General features: G+C 64.1%; 12 protein-coding genes and 1 riboswitch. Of the genes, 6 read left to right on the plus strand and 6 right to left on the minus strand.

From position 1 onward, the window contains the following. The first annotated feature begins 20 nt into the window (after positions 1-20). From ACQ4WS_RS13860 to nosR, 5 genes are read left to right on the plus strand one after another with little or no spacing between them, the layout of a single operon-like run. Positions 21-887, plus strand: coding sequence for a response regulator (locus tag ACQ4WS_RS13860; RefSeq protein ID WP_436477106.1), 867 nt, complete (start codon positions 21-23; stop codon positions 885-887). After that, a complete protein-coding gene (locus ACQ4WS_RS13865) occupies positions 884-1,228 on the plus strand; it encodes a hypothetical protein (RefSeq protein ID WP_436477108.1) in 345 nt (114 codons plus the stop codon). The genes ACQ4WS_RS13860 and ACQ4WS_RS13865 overlap by 4 nt, the downstream gene beginning before the upstream one ends. Further along, positions 1,225-2,064, plus strand: a complete 840-nt coding sequence (locus ACQ4WS_RS13870) for an HDOD domain-containing protein (RefSeq protein ID WP_436477110.1) — start codon at positions 1,225-1,227, stop codon at positions 2,062-2,064. The genes ACQ4WS_RS13865 and ACQ4WS_RS13870 overlap by 4 nt, the downstream gene beginning before the upstream one ends. A gap of 14 nt (positions 2,065-2,078) precedes the next feature. Then, positions 2,079-3,542 carry an ATP-binding protein gene (locus tag ACQ4WS_RS13875; RefSeq protein WP_436477112.1) on the plus strand — a complete coding sequence of 488 codons (1,464 nt, stop codon included), beginning with the start codon at positions 2,079-2,081 and terminating at the stop codon, positions 3,540-3,542. A 14-nt stretch (positions 3,543-3,556) separates the two neighbouring features. Further along, entirely contained in the window at positions 3,557-4,870 is a 1,314-nt protein-coding gene (gene nosR / locus ACQ4WS_RS13880) for a response regulator c-di-GMP phosphodiesterase, NosR family (protein WP_436477114.1), read from the plus strand. 10 nt (positions 4,871-4,880) lie between these two features. Here the strand turns inward: nosR and ACQ4WS_RS13885 are convergent, their stop codons facing one another. From ACQ4WS_RS13885 to ribB, 6 genes are all read right to left on the minus strand, one after another. After that, positions 4,881-6,206, minus strand: coding sequence for an ATP-binding protein (locus ACQ4WS_RS13885; protein WP_436477116.1), 1,326 nt, complete (start codon positions 6,204-6,206; stop codon positions 4,881-4,883). An 88-nt stretch (positions 6,207-6,294) separates the two neighbouring features. Beyond that, positions 6,295-6,975, minus strand: a complete 681-nt coding sequence (locus ACQ4WS_RS13890; protein ID WP_436477118.1) for a hypothetical protein — start codon at positions 6,973-6,975, stop codon at positions 6,295-6,297. Further along, positions 6,972-7,988 (minus strand): MlaD family protein, encoded by a 1,017-nt coding sequence (locus ACQ4WS_RS13895; RefSeq protein ID WP_436477120.1) that lies wholly within the window; start codon positions 7,986-7,988, stop codon positions 6,972-6,974. The genes ACQ4WS_RS13890 and ACQ4WS_RS13895 overlap by 4 nt, the downstream gene beginning before the upstream one ends. 56 nt (positions 7,989-8,044) lie before the next feature. Further along, the gene (locus tag ACQ4WS_RS13900) at positions 8,045-8,860 is read right to left on the minus strand and encodes an MlaE family ABC transporter permease (protein ID WP_152254685.1); all 816 of its coding nucleotides are present in this window, start codon (positions 8,858-8,860) and stop codon (positions 8,045-8,047) included. Positions 8,861-8,932: 72 nt separating this feature from the next. Further along, positions 8,933-9,130: a hypothetical protein gene (locus ACQ4WS_RS13905; protein ID WP_436477122.1), complete on the minus strand. Its 198-nt coding sequence runs from the start codon at positions 9,128-9,130 to the stop codon at positions 8,933-8,935. A gap of 45 nt (positions 9,131-9,175) precedes the next feature. Beyond that, the gene (ribB, locus tag ACQ4WS_RS13910; RefSeq protein ID WP_436477124.1) at positions 9,176-9,823 is read right to left on the minus strand and encodes a 3,4-dihydroxy-2-butanone-4-phosphate synthase; all 648 of its coding nucleotides are present in this window, start codon (positions 9,821-9,823) and stop codon (positions 9,176-9,178) included. 95 nt (positions 9,824-9,918) lie between these two features. Beyond that, a riboswitch (FMN riboswitch) is annotated at positions 9,919-10,069 on the minus strand. A 185-nt stretch (positions 10,070-10,254) separates the two neighbouring features. Between ribB and ACQ4WS_RS13915 the strand changes: the two genes are divergently transcribed. Next, positions 10,255-13,089: a M16 family metallopeptidase gene (locus ACQ4WS_RS13915; RefSeq protein WP_436477126.1), complete on the plus strand. Its 2,835-nt coding sequence runs from the start codon at positions 10,255-10,257 to the stop codon at positions 13,087-13,089. The last annotated feature ends 19 nt before the right edge of the window (positions 13,090-13,108 follow it).

Below are 13,108 nucleotides of genomic sequence, written 5' to 3' on the forward strand. Positions count from 1 at the left end.
GGCGATGAGAGGATGGTCCGATGGATGTGCACGACGAGCAAGGTGTGCCGGGTACTGCGGCGCTGGCGGCGCATGCCGGGCAGCAGGCTGCGGCGTTGCCGCGCACCTTGTTGCTGGTCGATGACGAGCCGAATATCCTCGCTTCCCTCAAGCGCCTGCTGCGGCGCGATGGCTACCATATCCTGACGGCCGGCAGCGGCCAGGAAGGGCTGGACGTGCTGGCCAGCCATGCGGTCGACGTGATCGTGTCGGACCAGCGCATGCCAGGCATGCTGGGCGCTGACTTCCTGCGCAAGGCAAAGCTGCTGTGTCCGCAAACCATCCGCATCATGTTGTCGGGCTATACCGAGTTGCAGGCCGTCACGGACGCCGTCAACGAGGGCGCCATTTTCAAGTTCCTCACCAAGCCCTGGGACGACCATCAGCTGCGCGAGCATATCGCCGAAGCCTTTCGCCTGAAGGGCATCGATGACGACAATGTGCGCCTGAATGCGCAGTTGCGCGACGCCAACTTGGCGCTGGCGGCGGCCAATGCCGCCATGCAGGCGCTGGTGCGACAGCAGCAGCACCAGATCAGCCGCGACGAAGTCAGCCTCGGCATCGCGCGCGAATTGCTGCAATTTCTGCCGCTGCCCGTAATCGGGCTCGATGAGGATGGCATGATCGCCTTCATCAACGCGGCGGCGGCCAATCTGTTCGAACGGGGGGCGGCCCTGCTGGGCAACGAGGCGGCCATCGTCTTGCCGCAATTGTTCGACGGGCAGGGCGCGCCTTGCCTGGCCGCCATCGATGGCCAGCCGTATGCCGTGGCGGTCCATCCGATGGGCCTGCATTCGCGCTCGCGTGGCAGCCTGGTCACCCTGAGCCGTCATGGAGCGGCTATATGAATGAAAGCGTGAGTGAAAGCGGACGCGAGATTTCCATGGAGCAGGCGCAGGAAGGCATGGTGCTGGCCCAGGCGCTGAACGACGCGGGCGGCGCCGTGCTGCTGGCCCGGGGCGCCACCCTGACGGCGGCGAACCTGACGGCCTTGCGCAGGCGCAATGTGGAACGTTGCCATGTCGTCATGGACGAGGCGATTGACCCCGCCGCGCAGGCGCATGCCGAGCAGGAACGGGTGCGCCGCCTGGAACGGCTGGCCGTGCTGTTCCGCGCCACGCCGCCCGATTCCCCCGGGGCGGAACTGCTGGCGCTGCTGCAGCGCTACCGGCAAGGGGGCGCGGCATGACACGTCTCAGTTTTGAACACATCATCCGCCAGATACAGGAACTGCCTTCGCTGCCGGTGGTGGTGCTGGAACTACTGTCGAGCATGGACCAGGACGACACGGACGTGCATGTGCTGGCGCAAAAGATCGAGCTGGACCAGGCCTTGGCGGCGAAGACCCTGCGCATCGCCAACTCCTCGTTCTACGGCATGCAATCGAAGGTCACCAGCATCCCGCAAGCTGTTTCCGTGCTGGGATTTCACAGCATCCGCACCGTCGTCACGGCCTGCGCCCTGACGAGCAGCTTCGCGCCGGTGGCCGGCGGCTTCGATTTCCAGGCGTTCTGGCGCCATTCGCTGGCCACGGCCATCGCTGCGCGCCTGCTGGCGCCGCACCTGGGCATCAATCCCGAGACGGCATTCACGGCCGGCCTGCTGCACGACCTGGGCACCCTGGTGCTGGTGACGCGCTTCCCGGCCGAGCATGCGCTCGTGCGCCGCTACCGCCAGGCGCATGACTGCCAGATGGCCGAGGCGGAACTGGCCGTCATCGGCATCGATCACGCGCAGGTGGGCAGCGCCCTGGCCGCCTACTGGAAATTTCCCGAGGCGATACAGCAGGCGGTGGCCGAGCACCATGCCATCGACCGGCTGGAGGCGGGCGGCTTGCCGCTGGCCGTGCACATGGCCAATGCCGTCGCCCTTGCGCTCGACCTGGCCGGTATCGACGACGCGCTGGTGCCGCCCCTGTCTGGCGCCGTCTGGCGTGACCTGGCCCTGGACGAGCAAGCCTGGCTGGCGCTGCTGCGGCAAACCGAACATACCTTCGATGAAATGTCGCGCATCATGCTGGCATGAACAGGATAGAGGCCATGGAAACAGACGCAGGGCAGGCACTGCCCGCCACGCCGGAACGCCGCCAGGGCGATACCATCGCGCTATCGGCGTTTTTCGACGGCCATCCCGTGGCCACCTTCGCCATCGATACGAACCACGTGGTGACGCACTGGAACAGCGCCTGCGAACAGCTGCTGGGTTTTACGGCCGCCGAGATGGTCGGCACGCGCGAGCACTGGAAGGCGTTTTATCCGCAGCCGCGCGCCTGTCTGGCCGATCTGCTGGTGGCCGACGATATCGCGCTCGGCGAAAATGACCTCTACCTTGGCAAGCTGAAGCGTTCTCCCGTGATCCCCGGCGCCTACGAGGCCGAGGATTTCTTTGCCGATATCGGCCCCGACGGCCACTGGCTGCATTTCACGGCGGCGCCCCTGCGCGACCGCCAGGGACGCCTGGTGGGCGCCATCGAAACCCTGCGCGACGTGAGCGAGCGGCGCCTTGCGGAACTGGCGCTGCGCAAGGCGCACGACAACCTGGAACACCTGGTGGCCAAGCGCACGGCCCAGCTGGCCGACATGAACGAGCGCCTGGCCGACGATATCCGCCAGCGCCAGATCGCCGATCTGGAATTGCGCGAGCGCAACCTGGCCCTGACGGAATTGAACAGCAAGCTGTCGCTGGCCCAGCAAAAGCTGCTGCAGTCGGAAAAACTGGCCTCGATCGGTCAGCTGGCCGCCGGCGTGGCGCACGAGATCAACAATCCCATTGGCTATGTGTTTTCGAATGTCGGCACCCTGGAAGGGTATCTGGAGGACCTGTTCAGCATGCTCGACGCCTACGAGGAAGCCGAGCCGGCCGTCGCCGACCCCGTGGTGGCGGCGCGCCTGCGCGCGCTGCGGGTACAGATCGACCTCGATTTCCTGCGCACCGACATACCGATGCTGATGGGCGAATCGAAGGAAGGCATTTCGCGCGTGCGCCGCATCGTGCAGGATCTGAAGGATTTTTCGCGCACGGATGCGCACCAGGAATGGGTCTGGGCCGACTTGCGCCAGGGCATCGATACCACGCTCAATATCGTGAATAACGAAATCAAGTACAAGGCCGACGTGGTGCGCGAGTATGGCGACATTCCCGATATCGAATGCCAGCCTTCCGAATTGAACCAGGTGATCATGAACCTGGTCGTCAACGCGGCCCACGCCATGGGCGAGGCGCGCGGATGCATCACCCTGCGCACGGGCAGCGACAACGCGACGGAAGTGTGGATCGAGGTCGAGGACACGGGCGGCGGCATCGCGCCCGAACACCTGTCGCGCATCTTCGATCCGTTCTTCACCACCAAGGCCGTCGGCAAGGGCACGGGGCTGGGCCTGTCGCTGGCCTACACCACGGTGCAGAAACATCACGGCCGCATCGACGTGCGCAGCATCATCGGCCGCGGCACCACCTTCCGCATCACCTTGCCCGTGCGCCAGGCTCAGGCCGTCGCACCATGACTGAACAGGACAGCATGAATATCAGCACCGGGAAGACGCCACCGACCATCCTGTGCGTCGACGACGAACCGAATATCCTGTCGTCGCTGCGCCGCCTGTTCCGCCCGCACGGCTACCGCGTGCTGATGGCCGAGAGCGGCGCGGCCGGCCTGGCCCTGCTCGAGAGCGAGACGGTGGACCTGGTCATCTCCGACATGCGCATGCCGCACATGGATGGCGCGCAGTTCCTGGCCCAGGTGCGCCAGCGCTGGCCCGGCACCATGCGGCTGCTGCTGACCGGCTATGCCGACATCCAGTCCATCCTCGACGCCATCAACCAGGGCGAGATCTACCGCTACGTGACCAAGCCCTGGGACGAGAACGATATCGTGCTGGTGGTGCGCCACGCGCTGGAGCGGCGCGCGCTGGAGCAGGAAAAACGGCGCCTGGAAGCGCTGACGGCCAGCCAGAACGTGCAGCTGCAGGCGCTCAACGCCAGCCTGGAAGCGAAGGTGGCCACGCGCACGCAGCAGCTGAAGCAGTCGCACGACGAGGTACAGGCGGCCAACGAGCGCCTGAAGGCCACGTTCGTGACGACCATCAAGGTGTTTTCCAACCTGATCGAGATGCGCGGCGGCAAGCTGGCCGGCCATGCGCGGCGCGTGGCGGAACTGGCGCGCAAGCTGGCGCAGGCGCTGGGCTTGCAAGGGCAGGAAGCGCGCGACGTGTTCATCGCGGCCCTGCTCAAGGATATCGGCAAGCTCAGCTTGAGCGACGATGTGCTGGAACTGCCGGCCAGCGCCTGGACGGGCGAGCAGCTGGCCGCGTTCCGCAAGCATCCGCTGCGCGCCGAACAATTGCTGATGGCGCTAGACGAGCTGCGCGCCGTCTCCGTGATCCTGCGCTCGCAGCTGGAGCGCTTCGACGGTGGCGGCTTTCCCGATGGCATGGTGGGCCTGGCCATTCCGCTGGGCGCGCGCATCCTGGCGCTGGCGTCGGACTACGACGGCTTGCAGATCGGCGCCATGGTGCAGCGCAGCCTGCGCGCCGACGAGGCCCGCACCCTGATCTACGACAGCGTCGGCAAGCGCTACGACCCGGCCGTGGTGGCCGCCTTCCGCAGCATCATGGACGAGACGGAGCCGCCGGCGCGCGACCTGACCGTGCTGTCGGGCCAGCTGGAGCCGGGCATGGTGCTGTCGCGCGACCTGATCAGCCGCGATGGCCTGATGTTGCTGGCGGCCGAACACGTGCTGACGGCCCGCGTGATCGCCCAGCTGCTCGATTTCGAAAGCAAGAATGGCGGGCGCCTGAGCATCCGCGTGTATGCGCCCTTGAAGGAATGCTAGGGCGGGAAAGCTAGGATGCTGCCTGGGCCGCCGGCGGCGATACGGGCAGGTGCACGGTAAAGCGCGTGCTGCGGCCCACTTCCGAGGCCACTTCGATGCGTCCGCCGTGCTTGTTGACGATGCCGTACGACAGCGACAGGCCCAGGCCCGTGCCGCTGCCGACGGCCTTGGTGGTGAAGAATGGTTCAAAGATGCGGTGCAGGTGCTCGGGTGCGATGCCGGCACCCGTGTCGCCGATCTCCACCCACACCCAGTCGCCGGCGTGGCCGGTGCGGATGCTGATCACGCCATGGCTGCTGATGGCCTGGCCCGCGTTGACGAGCAGGTTCATGAAGACCTGGTTCAGCTGCGAGGCCAGGCACAGTATCGGCGGCAGCTCGCCATAGTGTTTCTCGATGCGCGCCTTGTATTTCAATTCGTTGGCGACGATATTGAGGGTGCTGTCCAGGCCCGCATGCAGGTTGGCGACTTGCCAGTCCGTTTCGCCCACGTGGGAAAAATCCTTCAGCGCCTGCACGATGTCGCGCACGCGTTTGAGGCCATCCATCGATTCGCGCACCAGGTCGCCGATGTCGTCCTGCAGGAAGGCCAGGTCGGCCTGCGCGCGCACTTGCGCCACGCGCGCGGCCAGGTCCGGGCCATCGAGCGGCTCGCGCATTGTCGCTTCATACTGGTCGATGACGTCGAACAGGGTGCCGACATAGCCTTGCAGCGAACTCATGTTCGAATTGACGAAGCCGATCGGGTTGTTGATTTCATGCGCGATGCCGGCCGCCAGCTGGCCGATGGAGGCCATCTTTTCCGATTGCAGCAGCTGGTCATGCGCTTCCTGCAGCTTGCTGATCAGTAGTTGCTGCTCTTCGCCGCGCGCCTGCAGCATCGCTTCCATGCGCTTGCGTTCCGTGATGTCGGTCAGCGAGCCGATCACCTCGAACGGCACGCCATGCTCGTCGCGCACCAGGCGCAGGCTGTCGTGCATCCATAGATAGTTGCCGTCGCGCACGCGGAAGCGGTATTCGTAGGCGCGCGCGCCTTCGACGAAAATCTGCGCCAGGCTGGAAAAAATGCCGGGCGCATCGTCGGGGTGGATGTGGTCGAACCAGAAATTGGGATCTGTCACCATCTCCTCGGGCTGGTAGCCCAGCACATTCAAGGCATTGTTGCTGACAAACGTCATCTTGAAGTCGCCGCTGGGCACGGTGCAATAGATGATGGAGGGCGTATTGTCGAGCAGGTATTGCAGGCGCACGGCCGTGGCGGCCGACGCATCGTCGCCAGGCGCCGCCGCATGCCGGCCGGTATCGGGAGTGGAAAGGTCGAAATCCTCGAACTGCATCGTCACACCTCGCTGCCTGCGCGCAATAGCTATCATCCAGGCTCGATTATGCCTGATTCCGCCTGCCCTGGGCCGCCCATCGGCGCGCTCAGGGCGCCAGCGGCTGCTCGACGATTGCCATGCGCCGCGCGATGCGTTGCGCCGCTTGCGTGTCGCCCGCCTGTTCGGCGCGCAGGCGCTGTACGCCCAGCCAGGCCAGCAGCGGACGACGCCAGCCCTGATCCGAGGCGGTGGCCACGGCCGTGTCGAGCAGCTCCGGCGTGGCGCGGCCCGAGCGCAGCAGCACGCCGGCTGCCACCAGCTGCGACAGCGGGTCCTTGATGGCTGCCACGGCGCTGGCGGCGGCCGTGTCCGAGCTGGCGCTGGCTGCCGCCCGCTGCGCTTGCGGCAACAGGGCGACGTCGGCCGCCTGCCCCTTGCCAGCCAGCCAGGCAGCATACGCGCGGTCGGCGGCTGTCGCGTCGGCTTGCAGGGCGTCAAAGCCGGCGCAGTCTTCGAATGCCAGGCTGGCCACGCGCGCGGCGCAGCGCAGCAGTTCGATGCGCGCCACCAGTTCGAGCTTGCCCGTGCCGGCCACCTGGTTGCGGGCGCGCCGGAATTCCGTCTGTTCGACGAGGGCATTGCCACTCAAATAAGCCGCTTGAAACCGCTCGATGGAACTTTGCGCATTCATTTTCCAGTCTGGCACGGGCGGGCCGCTGGAGCAGGCGGCGAGCGCTGCGCACAACAATGCGGCCAGGGCGGACAAGGTGACATTGCGTTTTCTCATGGCAGTGTGATCTCCGGATTGCGCTTGAACGGCCATTTGCGGTTGATTTCATTGACCAGCTGTTCGACCTTGCGCAGATTGCTTTCCACGTCGGCGCGCAGCGGGCCCAGGTCGGCTGTCGCCGCCTTGGCGTTGGCACCCACGGCTTGCGCCTCGACCAGCACGGCGTCGACCTTTTTCAGGCTGTTGCGCGTGTCGGCCAGCAGGGCATTGAGCTGCACGATGGTCGCCTGCGCATCCGTCATCACGCCCTTGTCGCCAAAGACGCGCGTGTCGGCATTCGCCACCAGGCCATCCGTGCGGCGCGCCAGCTGATCCGCCGTGACCAGCAGGGCGTTGGCCCGCTCGACGAGCAGGCGCGACTGCTTGTCGTCGCCCGTCAGCAAGCCCATGGCGCCGCCCGGGCCGCTCAGCTTGCCGGTGACGGCCTGCACATTGCGCAAGGTGCCGTCGAGGGCGGAATCGGTGCCCGTCAGGCTGGCCACATTGTTCAGCAAATCCTTCGCGGCGGCCAGCAGGCGGGGAATTTCCGCCGCCATGTCGCCCACCAGCAAGTCGCGCGTGGCGTCGTCTGGCAGTGGCGGATCCGTCAGGATGCCGCTGTAGGCGCGCAGCTTGGCACCGCCCACGATGCCCCGTTCCAGGGTGAAGATGGAGCTGCTGCGCAGCCAGTGCGCGTCTTTGCGCGGTACGTCGATAATGACGCGGGCCTTGCCGTCCGGCGCCAGTTCGATGCGCTGCACGCGGCCGATGGGAAAGCCGGAAAAGGTCAGGTCGGCGCCCACGCCGACGCCATCGGAATCGTCGGTCGTCAGCACCAGCGTCTGCGTGGCTTCGAAGGCGCCGCGCGCATACATCAGGTAGACGACGGAGCCGACCACCAGCACGAACATGAAGACGAGCAGGATGGCTGCCTTCAGTTCGGCGTGGCGCACGGGCGGCGGGGCGGGAAGGATGGCGTCCGGCGCCGTGACGTCGGTCTGGTCGGGATTGGGGGGCTGGCTCTGGCTCATGGATTCTGGCTCTCGTAGGGGTGGTTCGGGGATCGCTGGCGGTGGCGGGCGGGGCATCAGTAGTAATTGCCCATCAGCGAAGCCACTTCGATCAGCAGGATGACGGAAAACAGGCGCAGCATTTCGGACAGGCCGTGCGCGGCCCACAGGCGGTTGCGCCGTCCGTGCGGCTCTTCCGGATAGTAGGACGAGGCCAGCGGGATCAGGGCCACGGCAAAGCTGAAGAAGATGACCTTGAGCATCAGGATCAGGGCCACGGCCGGATTGAAGATTTGCCCGACGACGCGCGTGTAGCCTTGCAGCGCCCACGGCGTAAAGCCGTAGATGGTGAGGTAGGCGAGGATCAGCGAAGTGACGCAGCTGACGATGGCCAGCATCCACACGGCGAAGATGCCGGACATGACGCGCGGAAAGTATTCGCGGCGCAGCAGGTCGACGCCCTGGCGCTGCATGGTATCGAGCATGCCGGAAGAGCGCATTTGCGCAAACGCAATGCCGTCAGGCAAGGTCAGGCGCAGCGCGACGAACAGGGCGGCCGTCAGCGGGATCAGTTCCAGCACCAGCACGCGCACCACCATTTCCAGCGCATAGCGCGACAGGCCGTAGCTTTGCGCGCTGACGACGACGATGCGGATGAGCACCAGGCTGACCAGGGCGCAGGCCACGCTGAACCACACGAGGTTCGGCGCCGTGTTCGTCACCAGGCGGTGCGCGAGGATAGGGCGGTTGTCGCGGTTATAGCTCGATGGCGACAGGGCCAGCGAAAACACGAGAATGGCGAAGTGCAGCATGCGCCACCAGCTGACCAGCCAGGCCATGGTGGCCCGGTGCAGGCGGCGCAGGCTGATGATGAGGGAGACGGATAGGGTCATCATGGCATCTTAACATTGGATGCGTTCGATACAAGTGATTGTCCAGCCGTGCAGCCGTGCGCGGGTGGCCAGCTATTGGCCCGCCACGCTGGCAATGATGGCGTCGGCCGCCGCGCGCACGCGTGCAGAGCGGTTCAGGTCGGCATGCATGACCAGCCACACGTCGTAGCTTTCCGCCCGCTCAGCCACGCCCAGTCCTGCGCGCGAGGCTTCCTGCAGCATCGCCGCCGAGTTCAATTCCATGGCGACGCGGGCCTCGTCTACCGGCACGTGCATCTGCCCAAGGCCGTGGCCGCGTGTAGCGTTATTGAAGCGTTATTGCTCGCGCGTGCTGCGCCATTCCACCAGTTCTTCGATGGTCAGGATCGGCATGCCGTGCAGCTCGGCGAAGCGCTCGATAGCGTCGCCGCGCATCATGCTGCCGTCCGGGTTCATCAGCTCGCACAGCACGGCCGCCGGGTTCAGGCCCGCCATGCGCGACAGGTCGACGGAGCCTTCCGTGTGGCCACGGCGCTCGAGTACGCCGCCGGGCGCGGCGCGCAGGGGGAACACGTGGCCGGGGCGCACCAGGTCGGCTGGCTTGGCATTCGGCGCGATGGCGGCGCGGATGGTGGTGACCCTGTCGGCGGCCGACACGCCCGTCGTGACGCCTTCGCGCGCCTCGATCGATACCGTAAACGGCGTGCCATAGCGGCTGCCGTTGTCGGACGACATGGGCGGCAATTCCAGCGCGCTGACGACGTCCGTCGGCAGGCACAGGCAGACGATGCCGCTGCATTCGCGGATCAGCAAGGCCATGGTTTCATGCGTGAGTTTCTCGGCAGACAGAATCAGGTCGGCTTCGTTTTCACGGTCGAAATCGTCGAGCAGGATGACGGGGATGCCGGCGCGCATGGCGGCCAGGGCGGATTGGATGCGACCTTCCAGGTCGTTGGAAAGCAGGGTATAGCTGTTGACTAACATGGTGAAACGCTCCTCGCATAGGCGAAAAACGCTGCAGGGCAAGCGAATAGACGCAGCCGGCCGCATCGACAGGTCGAGCGGACATCGCGTTTACTGCACATCTTCTTTCATCCGGACTATACCGTCGGCTCTGGAGTCACACCAGATCTGCTGACCTCACCAGGCGAAACCTGACAAGCGCTCGCGGGCTTGACCGTTGCCGGTCTTACCGCCGGTGGGGAATCACACCCCGCCCCGAAGACGTATTGTTGTGCCGGTCCACATGACCGGCGGCAATACTTTAGCACAATTGAAAAAACCAGGCAGGGCACTGCTGAGTTTGTCATTCGGCAAAATTGCCTGGGAAAAGCAGGTTTTCCTAAGCTGTTTTTAATGGCGGAAAGACGATTTCAGTGTAAGGTACGCTTACTGAATCTTACCGTTGAGAATACATGAAGCTGAGTAAATTACGCCTGATCTCGGGCGCCGTCCTGCTGGCGTGCGCCTGCATGGCCCAGGCAGAAATCCGTTTGAGCGATCCCTTGCCAGTGGCACCAGAAGTTACCGTCGGAAAACTGCCGAACGGCTTGACCTATTACATCAAGAAAAATGCCCGTCCCGCGCAGAAAGTGGAATTGCGCCTGGTGGTGAAAGCCGGGTCCATCCTGGAAGATGACGACCAGCAAGGCCTGGCGCATTTCACGGAACACATGGCCTTCAACGGCTCCACGCATTTCAAGCGCAATGAGCTCATTTCCTATTTGCAATCGATCGGCGTGAAGTTCGGCGCCGACCTGAACGCCTACACGAGTTTCGATGAAACCGTGTACGTGCTGCCAATTCCGACGAACAAGAAGAAAAACCTGGAAAAGGGTTTTCTGGTGCTGGAAGACTGGGCGCATGGCTTGAAATTCAATCCGGCCGACATCAACAGCGAGCGCGGCATCGTGCTGGAAGAGGCGCGCCTGGGCAAGGGCGCCAGCGACCGCATGAACAAGGTCTTGTATCCGAAGCTGCTGAACGGTTCGCGCTATGCGCAGCGCATGCCGATCGGCAAGGAATCCGTGCTGAAAACGTTCAAGCCGGAAGCCATCAAGCGCTTTTACAAGGATTGGTACCGTCCCGACCTGATGGCCGTGATGGTGGTCGGCGACGTGGAGCCGAAGCAAGCTGAAGCGATGATACGCCAGCATTTCGGCAAGCTGAAAAATCCCTTGCAACCGCGTCCGCGCCTGTATGCGGAAGTGCCGCAGCGCTCGCAAACGGAAGCGCTGGTGATCACGGACAAGGAAGCGCCGGATGACATGGTCTTCATCCGCTACCCGATCCGCGCCGCGCAGGAACCCGTCACCATTGCCGACTATCGCCGCCAGATGATCGAAAACCTGTATGGGCAAATGCTCAGCGCGCGCATGCAGGAATTGACGCAGCAGGCCAACCCGCCGTTCATCCAGGGCGGCAGCAGCATGGGCAAGCTGGTGCGTGGCTATGAATCGTTTAGCGCGTATGCCTTGCTGGGCAAGGGCGGCGTGCAGCCGGCCGTCGACGCGCTGGTGCAGGAAGATGAGCGGGCGCGCCGCTTCGGTTTCAGCCAGGATGAGCTGGACCGCGCACGCAAGAACATGCTGCGCAACTACGAGCGCGCATACAGCGAGCGCGACAAGTCCGATTCGGCCGGTTTCGTGGCCGAGTATTCGCGCAACTTCCTGGAGCAGGAAGCCATCCCCGGCATCGCCAATGAATTGCTGTACGCACAGGAACTCTTGCCGCAGGTAACCCTGCAGGAAATCAACGAGACGGTGGCCAAAGTCATCCCTGACCAGCAAAAGAAACTGGTGGTCTTCATGGGCGCCGAGCCGAAAGCGGGCGCCAGCGTGCCGACGCAGCAGCAATTGCTCGATGCCGTGGCGAAGGCCGAGCAGCAGAAGGTTGAACCGCGCACGGAAAAAGTGCTGGCCAGCAAGCTGATGGATGGCCCGCCGGCGGGCGGCAGCATCGTCGCTGAAAAGTTGAATGGCGCCATAGGCGTGACCGAGCTGACCCTGGGCAATGGCGTACGCGTGCTGCTCAAACCCACGGATTTCAAGAATGACCAGGTGCTGATGGGCTCGACGCGCTTCGGCGGCCAGTCGCTGTTTGGCGACGCCGATATCTATAACGCCCGCTACGCCAGCGCCGTGGTCGGCAGCATGGGTCTGAAAGACCTGGCGCCGCTGGACTTGCAGAAAGTGTTGGCAGGAAAAACGGTCAATGTGGGCGCTTCGCTGGGCGAATTGAGCGAAGGCTTTGGCGGCTCATCCAGCAGCGCCGACGTGGAAGCCATGTTGCAGCTGGTGACGCTGTATTTCCATGACGTGCGCAAGGATGCGGGCCTGTATCAATCTTTCATCGGCAAGCAGCAGGACCTGGCGAAAAACAGCATGGCGCAGCCGGAAGCCGTATTTTACGATGCCATCCAGCACGCCATGTTTGGCGACAATCCGCGCGTCGATGGCGTGCCGCGCGCTGCCGACTTCGATAAAGTGAGCCTGGACCGCTCGCTGGAAATCTTCCGCCAGCGTTTTTCCAGCGCGCGCGACATGACCTTCATCTTCGCAGGCAGCTTCGAGCTCGACAAGATCAAGCCGCTGATCGCCAGCTACCTGGGCACCTTGCCCGTGGCCGAGGTGCCGCATGCCTACCGCGACGTGGGCATGCGCCCGGTGACGGGGGTCGTCAAGAAGGATATCTACATGGGTAGCGAGCCCAAAAGCACGATTTCCATCACCTTCAATGGCGACGTGGCGTACTCGGATGAGCAAAAGCTGACCTTGCAGGCGCTGGGCGAAGTGCTGAATCTGAAAGTCATCGAAGTGCTGCGCGAAAAGATGGGCATGATCTATGGCGGCGGCTTTGACACTTCCATGGGCCAGCATCCGTATGGCCATTATTCGGTGGGGCTGAACTTGCCGACGGGGCCGGAAAATGTGGACAAGGTGATCGCCGCCGCCTTTGCCGAAATCAACAAGATGAAGGCCGAGGGGCCGTCTGTGGCCGACCTGGAAAAGGTCAAGCTGAACTGGATCACGCGCCAGCAGAAATTCATGCGGGAAAATAACTACTGGATGAACCAACTGATGGGTTCGGTAACGCAGGGCCGCGATCCTGCGCACATCCTGCGCTACGCGCAGCGCGTGCGCGCCATCACGCCGCAAGCCGTCAAGCTGGCGGCGCAGCGCTACCTGGACATGCATAATTATGTACAGGTGGTACTGTACCCGGAACGCAAAAAAGTTGCCCTTAAGTAAGCTTTATGGGTCAAATGCA

Source organism: Janthinobacterium leeuwenhoeki, from assembly GCF_051380795.1.
Classification (GTDB): Bacteria; Pseudomonadota; Gammaproteobacteria; order Burkholderiales; family Burkholderiaceae_D; genus Janthinobacterium.